The organism is Amycolatopsis keratiniphila subsp. keratiniphila (assembly GCF_001620365.2).
In the GTDB taxonomy this organism is placed as follows: Bacteria; Actinomycetota; Actinomycetes; order Mycobacteriales; family Pseudonocardiaceae; genus Amycolatopsis; species Amycolatopsis keratiniphila.
Map to the genome: position 1 here is coordinate 17,070 of NZ_LQMT02000017.1, position 17,352 is coordinate 34,421.

A 17,352-nucleotide genomic window follows, 5' to 3' on the forward strand; every position below is an offset into this window, starting at 1 on the left:
TACGCACCGCACCCGCATCGATCTTGCTGGGTCACCACAAGGGGGTGACAGGGGGACCGCGTTGACGATCGCGTGAGACAGCCGGATACCCACGTTCGCCGGACGCGTTTCCGCCGCGGGCTGGCATCGTGGCTCGTATGCCTGACGCCGCATACGACGCCGCCGCGGTCCCCGCGATGTTCGGCCCGGACTTCGACAGGGATCCCTCGCCCGCCTACGAGTGGCTTCGGAGCAACGCGCCGGCGTTCCGGCTCCCGCTGCCCGGAGACACCTGGACCTGGCTGCTGACCCGGCACGCGGACGTCGTTTCCGCCATGGCCGACCCCCGGTTGTCCAAATGCCCGTCCGTCGCCGCGGAGCACTGGCGCAAGGCCAACCTCGGGCTGCCCGCCGACCACCGGCCGACGCTCATCGGGCATATGAACAACGTCGAAGGCGACGAGCACGCGCGGCTGCGCAAGGCCTGCGCCGGCGCGTTCGGCCCGCGGCGGCTGCAGCATATGCGCGACCGCACGCATCAGCTCGCGAACGAGCTGCTCGACCCGATCCTGGACCGGGGCGAAGGCGATCTCGTCGAGGATTTCGCGTACCCGCTGGGAATCCGGTCGATCTGCGAACTCATCGGCATCCCGGACAGCCTGCTCGACGAGGTCCGCCCGCCCGCGCTGGTGGTCGCCGCCGGCGACGTCACGGACATGGCGTCGATGCTCAAGGCGACCGACGATCTCGACGCGCTGCTCGCCGACGTCGTCGCCCGCAAACGCGCCGAACCGGGGGCGGACCTGATCAGCGATCTGCTCACCCAGGAGGCGGCCGGGAAACTGACCGAAGACGAGGTCGCCGCGACGGCGTTCCTGTCCCTGATCGCCGGGCACGAGACGACGATCAGTCTCATCGCGTCCACCGCGCTGACCCTCATCACGCATCCGGAGGAGGCGGCCCGAGCCCGCGCCGACGGTTCACATCTGACGCTCGTCATCGAAGAGGTCCTGCGCCGCGACACCCCGCTGCAGAACACCAGCTGGCGGTTCGTCACCGAGCCGATGGAACTCGCCGGGCAGCGGATGGAGGCGGGCGATCCGATCCTGTTGTCGTTGCTGGCGGCCAATCGCGACCCGGAGGTACACCCCGAACCGCTCGCCTTCCGCCCTGGCGAGCGGCCGGTGCGGCACGTGGCCTTCGGGGTCGGACCGCATATCTGCATCGGCGCCGCGCTCGCGCGGATGCAGGCGTCCGCGGCACTGGAGACGTTGTTCGACCGCGCGCCGTCGATGACGCTGACCGTGCCGGAGGACCGGCTCGTGTGGTGGCCGAGCGCGATCACGCGCGGCCTGCACAACCTGCCGGTGAAGCTCTAGACGGCGCCTTCGAGGCGGCCCCGGAGCACGTTCGCCTTCCGGTCGTCGAGGTCCATGACGAGCTGGAGCGCGTCGCGCCAGACGGCCATCGCGTCGTCGGTGTGGCCCTGGGCGGCCAGCGCGCAGCCGCGTTCGTCGAGCGCGTCGGCCTGCCCCCAGACGTCGCCGCAGTTGCGGTAGGCGGTCAGCGCCTGCTCGCAGTACCCGAGCGCCTGGTCCAGATCGCCGAACCGGCGGCAGGTCCTGGCGAGCGGCACCAGCGCGAAGCCCATTCCGTGCTGGTCGGCGTCCTTCGCGTAGGCGTCGAAGGCACGCAGACCGTGATCGAGGGCCAGGTCCCGTTCACCGAGGTCGCGGTAGGCGCGGCCGAGATGGACCCGCGCGGTCGCTTCGCCGAGCTGGTACCCGATCCGCGCGTTCACCTCCACGCTCTGCTCGGCGAGCCGGACGGCTTCGGCGTAGTCCTCGCGTTCGTGCGCGATGTTGCCGAGCCCGACCAGCGCCCAGCCGAGGCTCGGGTTCTCGCCGATCTCCTCGGAGATCTCGACGGCCTGGCCGAACAGGTCACGCGCGCGATCGAGGTCACCGCGTCGCCGGTGCGCCTCGGCGAGGTTGATCGCCGACCACGCCAGCCCGCCGAGGTCACCGCCCGCCTTCGCGGACTCGATCGCCACCTCGTGGCTGGAGATCCACGTCTGCCACGGCCTGCCGAGCAGGTGGTAGTCGAACAGCTCCACCGGCAGCCGCCAGCCGACCTCGTACAGCCCGTGGTCCAGTGCCAGCCGGGCGACGCCGGTGATACTCGGCATCTCCGACGCGCACCAGATGTAGGCCTCGTCGAACGTGGCGAACCGGAGCGGCTCGACACCTTCGGGTGCCGGCCCCAGATCGATGTGATGGTCGCGGGCCGGGGTCAGCGTCCAGCTCGCGGCGTTGGCCGCGTACAGATACCAGTGGGTCAGCCGGGAAACCGCCGTCTGCCGCTCGTCTTCCAGGCGCTCGGCGTTGGCCTCTTCGGCGGCGTACACGCGGATCAGGTCGTGGAACCGGTAATACTGCGCGCCGACCTGCTGGACGAGATGCGCCTGCACGAGCCGGTCGAGCAGCCGTCGCGCGTCGTGCCCGGGCAGCCCGGCGAGCGCGGCCGCCGCCCCCGCGGTGAACCGCGGGCCGGGATGGAGCCCGAGCAGCCGGAACATCCGGGCGGTGTCGGCCTCCAGCGCGCGATACGACCAGCTGAAAGCGGCCCGGACCCCGACGGTGTCGTCGTCGACCGCGAGCAGTTCCAGCCGCCGCCCCTCGGCGACGAGTTCGCGGGCGAGGTCGCCGACGCTCTGATGGGGATGGCCGGCGACCCGTTCGGCGGCGATGTTCACCGCGAGCGGCAGCGCCGCGCACAGCCGGACGAGCCTGCCGACGCCTTCGGGATCGCCCGCCGCGCGTTCGTCGCCGATGAGGTCGGCCATCAGCCGCGTCGCTTCGAGTTCTCGCAGTGGCTCCAAGGAAACCTGGACCGCGCCGCTGCCGACGACCAGCCCGGACAACCGCCGCCTGCTGGTGATCAGCACGGTGGTGTCCGGGGTGCCGGGCAGCACCGGCCGCACCTGAGGTGAGTCGAGGGCGTTGTCCAGTACGACGAGGGTGCGCTGGCCGCGCAACAGGCCGCGCAGGAGCGCGAGCCGCATGTGCTCCTCGGCGGGGACCCGGTCGGGGCGGACCCCGACGCAGCGCAGGAGGTCGTCGAGGATGTCGGCGGGTTGCGCGGGGGAGCCCGCCGCGTAGCCGCGCAGATCCGACCAGAGCACGCAATCGAACTCTTCTTGGCGCCGGTTCGCCCAATTCAGCACGAGCGCGGTCTTCCCGACCCCGGGCGGTCCGGCGACGAAGACCACTTTCGCCGTTTCGGTGAACACCTTTTCGTCCAGCAGCGCCAAATGTTCTTCGCGGCCGACGAAATGATCGGGCGGCGGGGGAAGATGCACATACGGTTCGGCTCGGGCGGCCTCGGCGAGCACGATCAGGGTCCCGCCCGCGCCCAGCGCGCGATCGCAGGCTTCGGCGAATTCCGCGCTCGGCGGGGTGAGCCCGCGTTCGACCCGGCTGATCAGACTTTTGTCGACATAGGCGAGTTTCTGAAGCTCGCGCAACGCCAGCCCGCAGGCCTGCCGCCGTTGCCGCAGGGCGCGGCCGAACGTCGACGCGGCCGTCGAAACCGGCCTCGGTTCCGCGCGTGCTTTCCCGGTCTCCCCGGATCTGGCCGAACCGGAATTCTCGGTCACCAGAAGCACCTTTCTCCCCGCTTCGCGGCAGATCGTGCCACAACCTTCCCATTGCCTGGGTCACAACACGGCCACCGGGTGTGCGCGGGTGCGAAGTCTGCCCCCAAACTGTGCGAGAACGCGCCCGTTCCCCACCGGTGCGCCGGTCGAAAGGGAGGTGGATCATGCGCGACCGCGAAATGTGAGCAGGCCCCGTTCCGCCTTGCGAACACCGGGCGAGTGCTGATCTCCTCGGAAACCGGTCGTGGCCGTCGCTTCCGGCGGCCACGACCGGGTCCTTCCGGAACATGTAGGACCGCTTAACGTCGGTGTAGATCTTTTCACTTGTCCTGACGAGTCGCCCGAGGCAGCTTTGGGAGAGGTATCGAGCGGCCCGGCGAAAGGAACGAAGTGAGCATCGGCGCACCGGGAACCCTGGCCCGGATGGGCGTTCTCGCCCTGCTGTGGGGCTCCGGGTTCCTGTGGATCAAGCTCGCGCTGACCGGGCTGCCGCCCGTTCAGGTGACCGTCGTCCGCTGCGCCCTCGGCGCGGCCGTCCTTCTCGTGCTGAGCCGCTGGGCCGGGCAACGCCTCCCGCGCGGCCGCCGGATCTGGGGAAGGCTCCTCGTCGCAGCCTTCTTCTGCAACGCCTTGCCGTTCGCGTTGTTCAGCATCGGCGAACTGACCGTCGATTCCGGTGTCGCGGGGGTGATGAACGCGACGACCCCGCTGTGGTCGTTGCTTATCGGCATCGGGATCGGCACCGAACGGCGGCTCACGGTGGTCCGTGTGGGCGGGCTGGTCCTCGGTTTCGCCGGCATCCTGCTGATCTTCGCGCCCTGGGAGAAGAGCGGCCTGCTGGGCTGGGGGACGCTGGCCCTGCTCGGCGCCGGCATCAGCTACGCGATCGCTTTCGCTTACATGGGAAGGAAACTCGTCGGCGAAGGCGGTCCGATCGCGATCTCCGCCGCGCAGTTGCTGACCGCCACCGGGCTCAGCGCGCTCGCGCTGCCCTTCGACGCGGCACCGGCCGGGCCGCTGAACGTGACCGCGGTGCTCGCCGTAGTCGTCCTCGGGATCTTCGGCACCGGCGTCACCTTCTACCTCAACTACCGGCTCATCGCCGACGAAGGCGCGACCTCCGCGGCGACCGTCGGCTATCTGCTGCCGGTCGTCTCGGTCGCGCTGGGCGCGATCGTGCTCGGCGAGGACCTCGGCCCGCGGGTGCTCGCGGGGATGGCCGTGGTGCTGGTCGGAGTCGCGCTGACGCGCTACGTGAGGTCTTCGGCGAGCAGGTCCATCAGCAACCCGTCGTGCCAGCCCTCGCCGTCGGTGTCGCGCTCGTAGCCGCGCATCACGCCGACCTCGCGGAAACCGACGGCCTTGTAGCAGCGGATGGCGGCGTCGTTGTCCACGGCGGGATCGATCACCAGCCGATGGTGCCCGCGATCGTGCAGGAGGTGCCGCGCCATCGTGCGGACCGTGTCCGTGCCCAGGCCCCGGCCGTGCGCCGCCGGGTCGAGGAAGAGGTCGACCGACGCGTGCCGGTACATCGGGTCCTCCTCCTCGCCGTACTGGACGAAACCGCGGACGACGCCGCCTTCGAGGACCGTGAAACAGGCCGTCGTGGGGTCGTCGAACGGCCAGGTGGGGGAGTCGTCGACCGAACCCCAGCGCGCCCCGACCTCGGCCGTGCCGCGGATGCGCCGCAGGTCCGGGACGTGGGCCTCGGTGACCGGGGTCAGGGTCACGATCTCCCCGCGCAACTCGGTGGTCAGTTCCCGCTCCGTCCGCTCGTCCGAATGGCGTCAGTCTAGGGAGAAACCGGCGGACGTGCCGCCGGACCGCAAGAACACGGGGGCTTTCCCGGCCGGAATCCGGTATCAACGAAAGAGACGACGGAGGTGGGTCATGGGGAACCCGTTCGAGGAATTGCGTCCGGTGGAGGAACTGGCCGACGGTGGGGCGACGGCCGTGCGGGCGGCGGTGCTGCGCAAGGCGACCCAAGCGGTGGTCGCGAACGCCCGCGACGCGACGGACTGCCGGATGCTGCTGGAGATGCTGGGGCTGCATTCGGAAAGGCCGGTCCGGACCGAGGATGAAGCCGCCTGAGGCCGCATCGGTCTCGTGAGTGGGCAAGTACGTGAAGGCCTCCTTCACTGCGCTAGACGCAATGAAGGGGGCCTTCACGTACTTGGGAAGGTGTGAAGGTCGAGTTTCCTCGGCTGAGCCGGGGAAGGGGTCCTTCACGCGCGGCCGCGTGACTGCTGGTGTTCATGGGGCCCGCGTAGCGCCTCGCAAGTCCGTGAAGGCCTCCTTGAGGGACCCAGAGTCCCTCAAGGAGGCCTTCACGGACTTGGCCGGGGAACCAAACCGCAGCCGGAATCCCTAAGTGGCTGAGTGGGTCAGCGCCGCGGCAGCACGCAGAATTCGTTGTCTTCCGGGTCGGCCATGACGACCCAGTCGTCCGACTCGGGGTCTTCGACGATCCTGGCGCCGAGTGACACCAGCCGGGCGACCTCTTCGCGCTGCTCGAGTTCTGTGGGCGCGAGGTCGAGGTGCAGCCGGTTCTTGCCCGACTTCCCCTCGGGAACCGGCTGGAAGAGCAGGCTCGGCACATCGGGGCTCTTCAATTCGACATAGGTCACGCCATGACCGTCGGTCCACCGTTCGGTCTCGGGGTAGCCGAGTGCTTCCTTCCAGAACGCGGCCAGTGCTTCGGCCTCACGGCAATCGACGGCGACGGCGAGCATCCGGGTTCGCATGGATCCACGGTGGCACGGAACGGCGAGGTTTGCCGGATGCGCGGACGGGCATCCGGCGGGGAGCAGAGCCACTCGCCGAAGGGAGCACCATGAAGGCCGTCACCTGGCACGGCAAACGCGATGTCCGGGTCGACACCGTCCCGGATCCGAAACTGGTCGAACCGACCGACGCCATCGTGCGGATAACCTCGACCGGTATCTGCGGGTCGGACTTGCACCTTTACGAGGTCCTCGGTGCCTTCATCGACGAGGGCGACATCCTCGGGCACGAGCCCATGGGCGTCGTCGAAGAGGTCGGTTCCGGGGTGACGAACCTGAAACCCGGCGATCGCGTCGTCGTCCCGTTCAACATCTCCTGCGGCCACTGCTTCATGTGCGACCGCGGCCTGCAATCGCAATGCGAGACCACCCAGGTCACCGACCGGGGCAAGGGCGCGGCGCTGCTCGGCTACACCAAGCTCTACGGGCAGGTGCCGGGCGGCCAGGCCGAATACCTCCGGGTCCCGCAGGCCCAGTACGGCCCGATCAAGGTGCCGGACGGCCCGCCGGACGAACGTTTCGTGTACCTCTCCGACGTCGTGCCCACGGCCTGGCAGGCCGTCGACTACGCGGACATCCCCGAAGGCGGCACGGTCGTGGTCTTCGGGCTGGGCCCGATCGGGCAGTTCTGCTGCCGGATCGCGAAACACCGGGGCGCGGGGAAGGTGATCGGCATCGACCTGGTGCCGGAACGGCTCGCGAAGGCCGCCGCGGCCGGCGTCACCACCTTCGACACACGTGAACACAAGTACCTCGGCGACCTCATCCGCGAGACCACCGGAGGCCGGGGAGCGGACTCGGTGATCGACGCCGTCGGGATGGAGGCGCACGGTGCCCCGATCGGGCGAATGGCGCAGAACCTGGTCGCCCTGTTGCCCGACCCGATCGGCGCGAAGATCACCGAGAAGGCCGCGATCGACCGGCTCAGCGTGCTGTACGCGGCCATCGACTGCGTCCGGCGTGGCGGGACGATCTCGCTGAGCGGCGTCTACGGCGGCATGGTCGATCCGCTGCCGATGATGGACCTGTTCGACAAGCAGATCACCCTGCGGATGGGACAGGCCAACGTCCGTCGCTGGATCGACGACATCATGCCGTTGATCACCGATTCCGCCGATCCGCTCGGCGTCGAGGGTTTCGCGACGCACAAGATGCCGCTGAAGGACGCGCCCCACGCCTACGAGATCTTCCAGAAGAAACAGGACGGCGCGGTCAAGATCCTTCTGGAGCCGTCGGCGGCTTGAGGTGTCGGCCCGCGGATGCCGGGTATCCGGTGGACGAACCCCTGACGGAAGGAGCGATGGGATGACCACGGCACGAGACATCATGACCGCGAACGCGACCTGTGTGTCCGCCTCCGAAACCGTGCTCGACGCGGCCAAGAAGATGGCCGCCGAATCGGTGGGCGCGGTACCGATCTGCGGCGAGGACGGCAAGCTCAAGGGCATGCTGACCGACCGCGACATCGTGGTGAAGGTCCTGGCCGAAGGCAAGGACCCGAGGGCGCTGCACGCCTCGGAACTGGCTCAGGGTGAGGCGGTGACGATCGGCGCGGACGACGACGCCGAGGAGATCATGCGCACCATGGCGAACCACAAGGTCCGGCGGCTGCCGGTGATCGACGGGCACAAGCTCGTCGGCATCGTGGCGCAGGCCGACGTGGCCAAGGCCCTGCCCAACCCGGACAGCGGGGAGCTGGTGGAAGCCCTGTCCTACGACTGACGGCATACTCGCTCGGTGGCGTTCTTCGACATCGAGGGTTACGAACCCGTGTGGCTCTCCGGACTCCAGGAGATCCGGAGAGCACACGGGGATCGCTTGCGCGCGCTGGTGGGCAAGCGGCTGCGGCATGTCCATCTGACCTGGTTCGTCGAGTACGCCGAGTGGCTCTCCGACGCGCCCGTCGTGGTCGACTTCGGTGACGAACGGCTGGAGATCACGCACTGGAAGTTCGACGAGATTTCCCTGACCTGGAACACGATCGACCCGTACGGGAAGTCCTCATGGGACTGGGGAGATCCGGCCGAACCCAATCCGCTCCTGTGGCGGCGGGACGTCTTTCCGGAACTGTCCGCTTTGGAGGGTCAGGTGCTCCAGGACGTCGAGCTGCTCGACTGCGCGACGCGGGACATGGCGAACGGCATGGTCGCGCTCGGCTTCGTCTTCCCGCACGGCCGGTTCACCGTGTTCAACGCACTCGACGAGAACGGCATCGAATACACCGAGCCCGACTCGTCCTATCGGAGGCATTCGCTCGCGGGCTGAAAACGGGATGCGCCGGTCTTCGATCTTGGTGATACTTCCCGGCATGTCCCGGATCAAGCTGGCCGAAGCGCTCGTCTCGCGCGCCGACGCGGCCAAGAAGGTGGAGGCGCTGCGCTCCCGGATCGTCGACAACGCACGGCACCAGGAGGGCGAGGAACCGTCGGAAGACGCGTCCGCCCTGCTCGTCGAAGCCGAAACCGCGCTGGACGAACTGGAATCACTGATCCAGCGGATCAACCGGACCAACGCCGCGACCCCGCTCGGGGAGGGCACGATCACCGACGCGATCGCGCGCCGCGACGTCCTCCGGCTCAGGCACGGTGTCCTGACCGCGGCCGCCGACGCCGCGGCCGGGCGCAACCAGGGCGGTTACGGCCGTCAGCTCCGTTCGGAACTCCGCTACCTCTCCGCGCTTCCGGTCGCGGAGCTGCGGTCCCGTGCGGACCGGGTCGCGGGGGAGATCCGGGCGGTCGACGTCGAGATCCAGCGCACCAACTGGGAGACCGACCTCCTGGACTGAACGTGGAAAGCAGGTAGCCCTCCGGGAAGCGGGCACAAGCCGAGGGCCGGCGGTGTTCCGGCTCGCCTGGTACGTGGCGGGCAGCGTGGGGTTCGACTCCCCGATCACAACTTCGCCCAGCACGACGCACAGGTGACGGCGCAAACGGCACAGTTCATCACCACGTGCCGGTCCCGGAGGGTGAGGGCGGGTACGGGGTCTTTCCACGCATTCCCGGTGACACAGTGGTGTTCCCGACACTCTTCACCCCGCCGAGGCATGGGCGGGGCTGATCCACTCTGTGCCAAGGTGAAGAGCGGAACAATCCATGAGCCCAGGTGGTGACCCCGGATGGCACTGAAGATCGGTTACAAGGCGTCGGCCGAGCAGTTCGGCCCGCGCGACCTCGTCGAGTACTCCGTGCTCGCCGAGCAGGTCGGGCTGGACAGCGTGATGGTCAGCGACCATTTCCAGCCCTGGCGGCACCAGGGCGGGCACGCGCCGTTCTCCTTCGCGTGGATGGCGGCGGTCGGCGAGCGCACCGAGCGGGTGGTCCTCGGCACCAGCGTGCTGACCGCGACCTTCCGCTATAACCCGGCCGTCGTCGCGCAGGCGTTCGGCACGCTCGGCAGCCTGTACCCGGGTCGTGTGCTGCTCGGCGTCGGCAGCGGTGAGGCCCTCAACGAGGTCGCGGTCGCCCGTATCGAGTGGCCCGCGTTCAAGGAGCGGTTCGCGCGGCTGCGCGAGGCGATCGACCTGATGCGCAAACTGTGGTCCGAGGAGCGCGTCACGTTCGAGGGCGAGTACTTCCAGACCACCGACGCCACCGTGTACGACCGGCCCGAGGGCGGGGTGCCGATCTACATCGCGGCCGGCGGCCCGGTGATGGCGAAGTACGTCGGCAAGCAGGGTGACGGTTTCATCTGCACCAGCGGCAAGGGGATGGAGCTCTACACCGAGAAGCTGCTGCCCGCGGTCGCGGAAGGCGCGGAGCAGGTGGGTCGCAGCACCGGCGACATCGACAAGATGATCGAGATCAAGCTGTCCTACGACCCGGACCCGGCGCAGGCGCTGGAGAACACCCGGTTCTGGGCGCCGCTGTCGCTGACGCCGGAGCAGAAGGCGGGTATCGAGGACCCGGCCGAAATGGAGAAGGCCGCGGACGCGCTGCCGATCGAGCAGGTCGCCCGCCGCTGGATCGTGACCTCCGACCCGGCCGACGCGGTCGAGCAGATCAAGCCGTACGTCGAGGCGGGCTTCAACCACCTCGTCTTCCACGGTCCCGGCCACGACCAGGAGCGGTTCCTGCGGTCGTTCTCCGAGCAGGTCGTCCCGGGGCTGCGCGAACTCGCCTGACCCGATGTTGGCGGGCGGCACCGCGCGAGCGGTGCCGCCACCGGCCGTCAGGACTCGGTGACGAGCTTGCCGATCTCCTGGTCGAAGTCGAACCATTCCGGCTCGGACCCGGCGGGGACGACGTCGTAGGTGCGGTCGAGGAACTCGGCCAGTTCCTGCGCCGGGGCTTCGAGGACCGCGCACCCGTCGGGCGCGCTGAGCGCGAAGATCACGATCGAGGTGTCGTCGGCCGGGCTGATGATCACGTCGCCCTCACCTGATGGGGTGAGAAGTCCGTCCGCGAGGAGATCACGGCCGAACATCCAGCGGACCGTCCCGCCGCCCGAGTGATAGGCCACCACGACGGCGTACGGGTCTTCGGGGTCGTATTCGAGATCGGCCTGCACGGGGAGCGGGTCCGCACCGAAAGTGCGCAGGCCGAAGACGATCGTCCCCCGGATGAGGTCGCTTTCCTTGTCCAACGCTTCAGCCCCTTACGTTCGGTTGCTGTTGATCTTCAGCTATTGATAACGCAATGTGAAGCCTTTTCGTGACCCGAGTTGACAAGGTTCACACGTTCGGCTGAGAGCTGCGTCTCACGTGCTCACGGACGGTCTCCGGTGGGCACGTGGGGTGAGCGGGCGGGAAATGCGGTCAGCCGTGCAAAAGAAACGGATTCCGCACGTGCATATTCCGGTGAACGATAATGGCAGCCGTTCGGCGGAGTGAATCGCTTTTCCCCGTGGTTAACATCATTGTGCGTCGTTCGCGTATTCCAGGAGATCGACGTGGCTCCGTCCTGGACCCCGGCGAGCATGGTCGTTGAGGATAGGGAAAGGAGCGGTAATGGGCGTACGCATCACCGTCGCCATTCCCAGGCAGGACGCCGGGCGGCGGAACACGGTTCACGGACCGCGTTGCCGGGTGGTCCCGGGATCCTCGTCGGCCTCGCCGGGTGCGGTGACCGCGCCGGCGGTGCCCCGTGTCCAGGGGCGGCGCCGTGATTGACCGGCTCCCGATGCGGGTCGGGCAGGCCGACATCGACCGGCTCGAGGGTGTCATCGCCGCACTCCGGGCCCGCGACTACCGGGAAGGCGGCGGGTCCTGCCGTGAACTGCTCCAGGTGCTGGAGCCTTACGGCGCCGCCCTGCGGCGCGGGATGATGTCCGAGCCGCTCGCCCGTCGGCTGGCGGGGGTGGTCGCCGATCTGCACAACCTCAGGGGCTGGACGGAATTCGATTCCGGCCGCCCCGTGCGGGCCGAGCGGCACTTCCGGTGCGCGCTCGAACTCGCGGCGGAGGCGGGCGACGACGACCTCCTCGCCAACATCCGTTACCGGCTCGGCCGGATGTATCTGCATCACCGCTCGCCGTCGGAGGCGCTGGAGCAGTTCGCCCAGGGGCAGCTCGCGGCGCGCCGCGCCGGGCGGCCGCTTTCGCAGGCGATCCTGTCGGCGAACGAGGCGTGGGCCTACGCGCTGCTCGGCGACGTCCGTCAAGCGCTGGACAAGCTTTCCGTTGCGCCGGAACAATTCGCGGACTCCGCCGGCGACGCCGTCCCTTCGTGGTCCGCGTTCTTCACGGCCAACGACCTGGCCGCGATGATCGGCACGGTGCGCACCGAACTCGCCAGGCTCGTCGACGTCCGCCATTGCCGGGAGGCGATTCCCGCGCTCACCCGGGCCATCGACGGCTATGGCCCGGACATGCCGCGCAGCCGGTCGCTGACGATGATCTGGCTCGCCGTCGACCACGCGCTGGAAGGCGATCTGGACCGGGCCGCGGAGGTCGGTCTCGCCGCGATGGAGATCGCGGACGGGATCCGTTCCGCCCGGACGCGAGATCGTTTGAAACCCTTGTCGGAAAGCGTGCGGAAGAGAGTCGGCGATATTAATGCGCGAGATATCCTTGACCGGATCGCAACGTTTCGGGCCAGTGCCTGAGTGCCGGGGAATAGGTGGAGGAATGACCGGATCAATTTCGCCGGGCGTAGGCTCGCGGGTATGAAACGGACTTCGTTCGCGCAGTGGCCGTGTTCGATCGCGCGCACCATGGACCTGCTCGGCGACTGGTGGACGCCGCTGGTCCTGCGCGAGGCGTTCTACGGGATCCGCAGGTTCGACGAGTTCCAGCAGGAGCTCGGCATCGCGCGGAACACCCTCGCCGACCGGCTGCGCCGCCTGGTCGGGGAGGGGCTGCTGGAAAAGCGCGCCTACCAGGCCGACCCGGTCCGTTATGACTACGTGCTGACCGAGAAGGGCGCGGATTTCTACGGTGTGCTCGCCGCGATGTCGCGCTGGGGCGACCGCTGGCTCTCCGAGGAGGCCGGACCGCCCGTCGTCCTGCATCACGAGACCTGCGGGCAGGACACGCACGCGGAGGTCGTCTGTGCGCAGTGCTCCGGGCCGTTGACCGGGGAGAACACCCGGGCGCGGCTCGGGCCCGGCTATCCGCCGAAGCTCGCGGACCGGCCCGACGTGGTGCGCCGCTTCGCCGCGCAGGAGGTTTGACAACGTAAGTCCATCTACGCAACTATCGAGGTCACGAGCATGAGAGGCGGGCCACGATGGAGTGGACGGGCGCCAAGTACGCCGACAAGCCGACGGTCGAGGTCGAGGCGTGGGTCGACGCCGTCCCGGAACGGGTCTGGTCGATCGTCTCCGACGTGCGGCTGATGCCGGAGATGAGCCAGGAGCTCCAAGCCGCGGAATGGTGTGACGGTGCGGAAGGCGCGGCCGCGGTCGGCAGGCGGTTCGTCGGCCGCAGCAAGCACGACGCGCTCGGCGAATGGGAGACCACGTCGCACGTCGTCGAATGCGACGAGCCGCGCGTGTTCACCTGGGCCGTGCAGGACGCCGAGACGCCCACGGCGCTGTGGCGATTCACGCTCGAACCCGAGAACGGCGGGACGAAGCTCCGGCAATGGATGCAGCTGGGGCCGGGACGGTCGGGTCTCTCCCTGGCCATCGATCAGATGCCGGACAAAGAGGAGAAGATCGTCTTCGTCCGGCTGCGCGAGTTCGAGAAGGCGATGACCGGGACCCTCGCCGCGATCAAGGCGAGGGCCGAGGCGGACGGCGCGTGATGCGGACGGCGACCACGGTCGAGGCCTCCCGTGGCCCGCGGGAGACGCTGGATTTCGTGCTGGAGGCGGAAAAGCTCGGTCTCGACGAATGCTGGGTCGCCGAGGCGTGGGGATCCGACGCGCCGTCGGTGCTCGGCTATCTCGCGGCGCGGACGGAACGGATCCGGCTCGGCTCGGGCATCATCCAGCTCGGCACCCGGACCCCGGTGGCGATCGCGCAGGCCGCGCTGACCCTCTCGGAGCTTTCCGAGGGCCGGTTCGTGCTCGGGCTCGGTGCTTCGGGGCCACAGGTGATCGAGGGGCTCCACGGTGTTCCCTTCGCCCGGCCGCTGACGCGGATGCGGGAGACGGTCGCGATCATCCGTCAGGCGTTCGCCGGAGACAAGATCGCGTTCTCCGGCAAGGAGTTCGAGATCCCGCTGCCGGGGGAGAGCAGGCCGATGCGGCTGTCGACGGCACCGAATCCGGACATCCCGATCCATCTGGCCACGCTTTCGCCGAAGCTGCTGGAGCTGACCGGGGAGATCGCGGACGGCTGGCTGGGGACCAGTTTCGTGCCGGAGGGAGCGCAGGCCTACTTCTCGCATCTCGACGCCGGCCTCGCGAAGGCGGGCCGGACGCGGGCGGACCTCGAAGTCTGCCAAGGCGCCGAAGTCGCGTTCGCCAGGGATGAGGACGAGCTGCGCGGGATGGTCGCGAGCCGCAAGGCCGAACTCGCGTTCAGTCTCGGCGGGATGGGTTCGGCGAAGACGAACTTCTACAACAACGCCTACAGCAGGCAGGGCTGGGCCGAGGCCGCCGCGGCGGTGCGGGAGCGCTGGCAGGCGGGCGACCGGGAAGGCGCGGCCGCGCTGGTGACCGACGAGATGGTGCTCGGTACGACGCTGATCGGCACCGAACCGATGGTGGCGCGGCGGCTGCGGGTCTGGCGGGACGCCGGCGTCGACACGGTCCGGCTGTATCCGGCGGGCGAGACGGTCGCCGACCGGCTCGCCACCCTGGGGCGCGCGCTGGACCTGGTCCGGGCGCTGGGCTGAATGCCCGCGCCGGTTGAGGTGACCGGCCGAGCGCGGCGGTCACCGCCTGCTCCAAGCGGGTAGAACTTGTTTCACTTTTGCCGTCGGCTGGAGAACATGACCTCGCTCGATCCCCCACGCGAGGAGGATTCATGGGTCCCGATCTGTCCCGCCGTCAGGTCCTGCGCGGCACCGGGCTCGCGCTCGCTTCGGGGCTGCCGTTCGCGGGGACGGCTTCGGCCGCCTCCTCGGTGGTCGGCGAGTACGACGTCGTCGTGGTCGGGGCGGGCGCCGCGGGAATGACCGCCGCGCTGACAGCGGCCAAGCGCGGGCTCAGCTGCGTGGTGCTGGAGAAGGCGGCGAAATTCGGTGGCTCGGCCGCCCGGTCGGGGGCGGGGATCTGGATTCCGTGCAACTCGGTGCTGGCGCAAGCCGGTGTCCGCGACACTCCGGAACAGGCCGCACGGTACTTGGCCGCCGTGGTCGGCCCGTCGATCCCCGCTTCGCGACAGGAAGCTTTTCTCGCCAACGGTCCGGCGATGTTGTCCTTCGTGATGGCCAACAGCCCGATGCGGTTCCGGTGGATGGAGGGCTACAGCGACTACTACCCGGAACTGCCCGGCGGGATGCCGGACGGCCGCTCGATCGAGCCCGACCAGCTGGACGGGAACATCCTCGGCGCCGAACTGGCGAACCTGAACCCGCCTTATCTCGCCACGCCCGCCGGCATGGTCGTGTTCAGCGCGGACTACAAATGGCTCGCGCTGGCCGCGGTCAACCCGAAGGGGGCCGCGGTGGCTGCCGCCTGCCTCGCCCGAGGCACGGCCGCCGCGCTCGCCGGGCAGAAACCGCTCACCATGGGGCAATCGCTGGCCGCGGGACTGCGGGCCGGGCTGCAGCGTGCCGGTGTCCCGGTCTGGCTGAACACGCCGTTGACCGATCTCGTCATCGAGAACGGGAGGGTCACCGGGGTGACCGTCGCGGCGGGTGTGGTGAAGGCGCGGCGGGGTGTCATCGTCGGCTCCGGCGGGTTCGAGCACAACGCCGCCATGCGGGCCGAATACCAGCGCCAGCCGATCGGTACACAATGGACTGTCGGCGCCCGGTCGAACACCGGCGACGGGATCCTGGCCGGAAAGCGCGCCGGAGCGGCGCTGGACCTGATGGACGACGCCTGGTGGGGCCCGGCGATCCCGCTGCCCGGCGAACCGTACTTCTGCCTCGCCGAACGGACCCTGCCCGGCGGGCTGATGGTGGACGCGGCGGGCAAGCGGTTCGTCAACGAAGCGGCGCCGTACAGCGACGTCGTGCACACGATGTACGACCGGCACCCGACGTCACCCGCCATTCCCGCGTGGTTGGTGGTCGACCAGCACTACCGCAACCGGTATCTCTTCCGCGACGTCGCGCCGCTGCTGCCCCTGCCGGCGGAGTGGTACTCGGCGGGCGCGGTCAAGAAGGCGTGGACCGTCGAATCGCTCGGCAGCGCGATCGGTGTCCCGCCGCAGGCGTTGCGCGCCACCGTCGACCGGTTCAACGGGCAAGCACTGTCCGGTGTGGACAGTGACTTCCATCGGGGCGCCAGCGCCTACGACCATTACTACACCGACCCGTACGTCCTGCCGAACTCGTGTCTGGCGCCGCTCTGGGAACCGCCGTTCTACGCGTTCAAGATCGTGCCGGGCGACCTCGGTACCAAGGGCGGGATGCGCACCGACGCGCGGGCGCGGGTCCTGCGGGCGGACGGTTCGGTCATCCCCGGCCTGTACGCCGCCGGGAACGCCAGCGCGGCGGTGATGGGCAACAGCTACGCGGGCGCGGGGTCGACGATCGGGCCGGCGATGACCTTCGGGTATGTCGCGGCGAACGATCTCGCGGATCAGGCTTCGAGCTGACGGGCCCGGTCCGGGAGCTTGAGTCGTGAGACGACGATGACGAGCGCGAAAGCGGTGAGGGCCGTGACGGTCCGGACGACGTTGTAGGTCTCCCAGCGATCGAGGATCGCCGCGTGGTCGGCGGGTGCCGTGGTGACCGCCCAGACCTTGATCCGGCCGTTGATCGGGACGTTGCCGAAGCGGGTGACCAGGAACGATGTCACGACCAGTGCCGCGGCCACGGCTGCCAGCAGTCGCGGCCGTCCTCGGCTCAGCAGGGCGAGCGCGAGGGAGCTGATCGCCGCGAGCGCCATCGCGGTCTGCATGACGACGCCGTTCCGCTGCATCAGGGCCGTGTGGAAGGTCAACCGCACGTCGAGCGGGACGACGTCGAAGGTGGCGGCGACGTTGACCGCGCCGTAGCCGAACGCCCCCGCGAGCAGTCCCGTCGACAGGAGGGCGACGCCGGTGACGAGACCCCACCTTATCTTTGACATGGTGTCAAAGGTAGCGGGCTCGGATAAATCTGACAACGTGTCTGAGTTAGCTGAGGGTAGGCGTCGGTACAGGTGTCGTGAGTGGCGTTTCGGGTTCTGGTGGACCGGCGTTTGCTTACCTACTGGACTCCGCGACCCGAGCTGCCCCTCGACGATGGAGGATTTGGGACATTCAACGTCCCAAATCCTCCACGCTCGACCGTGCCGCGGCGGGCGTCCGGATGTCGTCGAACTCCGAGATCGAAGGCGGAACTCGCGTGATCAGAGGCGGAACACGCGAGTGCGGCATCCAGTCACGCGTGTTCCGCGCCGGATCACGCGAGTCACGCCTTTGCGCACACCGCGCCGTGTCTTCCGACCAG

Annotated in this window: 18 protein-coding genes; 13 read left to right on the forward strand and 5 right to left on the reverse strand. The window is 69.0% G+C overall.

Going from position 1 to position 17,352, the window contains the following annotated elements; translation table 11 throughout:
• Positions 1-137 precede the first annotated feature (137 nt).
• Positions 138-1,358 carry a cytochrome P450 family protein gene (locus AVR91_RS16745; protein ID WP_063276232.1) on the forward strand — a complete coding sequence of 407 codons (1,221 nt, stop codon included), beginning with the start codon at positions 138-140 and terminating at the stop codon, positions 1,356-1,358.
• Here the strand turns inward: AVR91_RS16745 and AVR91_RS16750 are convergent.
• Positions 1,355-3,637 (reverse strand): tetratricopeptide repeat protein, encoded by a 2,283-nt coding sequence (locus tag AVR91_RS16750; protein WP_228709225.1) that lies wholly within the window; start codon positions 3,635-3,637, stop codon positions 1,355-1,357. The two genes, AVR91_RS16745 and AVR91_RS16750, sit on opposite strands and share 4 nt — an antisense overlap.
• A 390-nt stretch (positions 3,638-4,027) precedes the next feature.
• Between AVR91_RS16750 and AVR91_RS16760 the strand changes: the two genes are divergently transcribed.
• Complete coding sequence (locus tag AVR91_RS16760; protein ID WP_063276230.1) at positions 4,028-4,963, forward strand: DMT family transporter; 936 nt, start codon at positions 4,028-4,030, stop codon at positions 4,961-4,963.
• Here the strand turns inward: AVR91_RS16760 and AVR91_RS16765 are convergent.
• Positions 4,888-5,394: a GNAT family N-acetyltransferase gene (locus AVR91_RS16765; protein ID WP_394329672.1), complete on the reverse strand. Its 507-nt coding sequence runs from the start codon at positions 5,392-5,394 to the stop codon at positions 4,888-4,890. The two genes, AVR91_RS16760 and AVR91_RS16765, sit on opposite strands and share 76 nt — an antisense overlap.
• A 133-nt stretch (positions 5,395-5,527) precedes the next feature.
• On the opposite strand from AVR91_RS16765, the gene AVR91_RS16770 reads away from it, so the two are divergent.
• Positions 5,528-5,728, forward strand: coding sequence for a hypothetical protein (locus AVR91_RS16770; protein ID WP_063276229.1), 201 nt, complete (start codon positions 5,528-5,530; stop codon positions 5,726-5,728).
• Between the two features lie 293 nt (positions 5,729-6,021).
• Here AVR91_RS16770 and AVR91_RS16775 read toward each other — a convergent pair whose 3' ends face one another.
• Entirely contained in the window at positions 6,022-6,381 is a 360-nt protein-coding gene (locus tag AVR91_RS16775) for a VOC family protein (protein ID WP_063276228.1), read from the reverse strand.
• Positions 6,382-6,470: 89 nt separating this feature from the next.
• Here AVR91_RS16775 and AVR91_RS16780 point away from each other — a divergent pair, with 89 nt between their 5' ends.
• From AVR91_RS16780 to fgd, 5 genes are all read left to right on the forward strand, one after another.
• The gene (locus AVR91_RS16780) at positions 6,471-7,664 is read left to right on the forward strand and encodes a zinc-dependent alcohol dehydrogenase (RefSeq protein WP_063276227.1); all 1,194 of its coding nucleotides are present in this window, start codon (positions 6,471-6,473) and stop codon (positions 7,662-7,664) included.
• Between the two features lie 61 nt (positions 7,665-7,725).
• Positions 7,726-8,142 (forward strand): CBS domain-containing protein, encoded by a 417-nt coding sequence (locus AVR91_RS16785; protein ID WP_016333456.1) that lies wholly within the window; start codon positions 7,726-7,728, stop codon positions 8,140-8,142.
• A 15-nt stretch (positions 8,143-8,157) separates the two neighbouring features.
• The gene (locus AVR91_RS16790) at positions 8,158-8,685 is read left to right on the forward strand and encodes a hypothetical protein (RefSeq protein WP_063276226.1); all 528 of its coding nucleotides are present in this window, start codon (positions 8,158-8,160) and stop codon (positions 8,683-8,685) included.
• Positions 8,686-8,728: 43 nt separating this feature from the next.
• On the forward strand, positions 8,729-9,205 hold the full coding sequence (locus AVR91_RS16795) for a DIP1984 family protein (RefSeq protein ID WP_228688357.1): 477 nt from the start codon (positions 8,729-8,731) through the stop codon (positions 9,203-9,205).
• Positions 9,206-9,535: 330 nt separating this feature from the next.
• On the forward strand, positions 9,536-10,540 hold the full coding sequence (gene fgd / locus AVR91_RS16800; protein ID WP_037344247.1) for a glucose-6-phosphate dehydrogenase (coenzyme-F420): 1,005 nt from the start codon (positions 9,536-9,538) through the stop codon (positions 10,538-10,540).
• A gap of 47 nt (positions 10,541-10,587) precedes the next feature.
• Here fgd and AVR91_RS16805 read toward each other — a convergent pair whose 3' ends face one another.
• Complete coding sequence (locus AVR91_RS16805) at positions 10,588-11,001, reverse strand: SsgA family sporulation/cell division regulator (protein ID WP_038515280.1); 414 nt, start codon at positions 10,999-11,001, stop codon at positions 10,588-10,590.
• 536 nt (positions 11,002-11,537) lie between these two features.
• Between AVR91_RS16805 and AVR91_RS16810 the strand changes: the two genes are divergently transcribed.
• The 5 genes from AVR91_RS16810 (at position 11,538) to kstD (ending at position 16,514) form a co-directional block, all read left to right on the forward strand.
• Complete coding sequence (locus tag AVR91_RS16810) at positions 11,538-12,461, forward strand: tetratricopeptide repeat protein (RefSeq protein ID WP_063276225.1); 924 nt, start codon at positions 11,538-11,540, stop codon at positions 12,459-12,461.
• Positions 12,462-12,521: 60 nt separating this feature from the next.
• Positions 12,522-13,028, forward strand: coding sequence for a winged helix-turn-helix transcriptional regulator (locus AVR91_RS16815; protein WP_063276224.1), 507 nt, complete (start codon positions 12,522-12,524; stop codon positions 13,026-13,028).
• Positions 13,029-13,084: 56 nt separating this feature from the next.
• The gene (locus AVR91_RS16820) at positions 13,085-13,603 is read left to right on the forward strand and encodes an SRPBCC family protein (RefSeq protein ID WP_063276223.1); all 519 of its coding nucleotides are present in this window, start codon (positions 13,085-13,087) and stop codon (positions 13,601-13,603) included.
• Positions 13,603-14,640, forward strand: coding sequence for an LLM class flavin-dependent oxidoreductase (locus tag AVR91_RS16825; protein WP_063276222.1), 1,038 nt, complete (start codon positions 13,603-13,605; stop codon positions 14,638-14,640). Before AVR91_RS16820 ends, AVR91_RS16825 begins: the two co-directional genes overlap by 1 nt.
• Before the next feature lie 131 nt (positions 14,641-14,771).
• Positions 14,772-16,514, forward strand: coding sequence for a 3-oxosteroid 1-dehydrogenase (gene kstD / locus AVR91_RS16830; RefSeq protein ID WP_063276221.1), 1,743 nt, complete (start codon positions 14,772-14,774; stop codon positions 16,512-16,514).
• Here kstD and AVR91_RS16835 read toward each other — a convergent pair.
• On the reverse strand, positions 16,499-16,990 hold the full coding sequence (locus AVR91_RS16835) for a DUF1772 domain-containing protein (RefSeq protein ID WP_063276220.1): 492 nt from the start codon (positions 16,988-16,990) through the stop codon (positions 16,499-16,501). The genes kstD and AVR91_RS16835 overlap by 16 nt on opposite strands.
• Positions 16,991-17,352 lie beyond the last annotated feature (362 nt).

Coding starts and splice junctions, on each gene's coding strand:
- AVR91_RS16820 (WP_063276223.1), top strand. CDS start 13,085: ATGGAGTGGACGGGCGCCAAGTACGCCGACAAGCCGACGGTCGAGGTC.
- AVR91_RS16780 (WP_063276227.1), top strand. CDS start 6,471: ATGAAGGCCGTCACCTGGCACGGCAAACGCGATGTCCGGGTCGACACC.
- AVR91_RS16745 (WP_063276232.1), top strand. CDS start 138: ATGCCTGACGCCGCATACGACGCCGCCGCGGTCCCCGCGATGTTCGGC.
- AVR91_RS16775 (WP_063276228.1), bottom strand. CDS start 6,381: ATGCGAACCCGGATGCTCGCCGTCGCCGTCGATTGCCGTGAGGCCGAA.
- AVR91_RS16795 (WP_228688357.1), top strand. CDS start 8,729: ATGTCCCGGATCAAGCTGGCCGAAGCGCTCGTCTCGCGCGCCGACGCG.
- kstD (WP_063276221.1), top strand. CDS start 14,772: ATGGGTCCCGATCTGTCCCGCCGTCAGGTCCTGCGCGGCACCGGGCTC.
- AVR91_RS16810 (WP_063276225.1), top strand. CDS start 11,538: ATGCGGGTCGGGCAGGCCGACATCGACCGGCTCGAGGGTGTCATCGCC.
- AVR91_RS16815 (WP_063276224.1), top strand. CDS start 12,522: ATGAAACGGACTTCGTTCGCGCAGTGGCCGTGTTCGATCGCGCGCACC.
- fgd (WP_037344247.1), top strand. CDS start 9,536: ATGGCACTGAAGATCGGTTACAAGGCGTCGGCCGAGCAGTTCGGCCCG.
- AVR91_RS16835 (WP_063276220.1), bottom strand. CDS start 16,990: ATGTCAAAGATAAGGTGGGGTCTCGTCACCGGCGTCGCCCTCCTGTCG.
- AVR91_RS16825 (WP_063276222.1), top strand. CDS start 13,603: ATGCGGACGGCGACCACGGTCGAGGCCTCCCGTGGCCCGCGGGAGACG.
- AVR91_RS16770 (WP_063276229.1), top strand. CDS start 5,528: ATGGGGAACCCGTTCGAGGAATTGCGTCCGGTGGAGGAACTGGCCGAC.
- AVR91_RS16785 (WP_016333456.1), top strand. CDS start 7,726: ATGACCACGGCACGAGACATCATGACCGCGAACGCGACCTGTGTGTCC.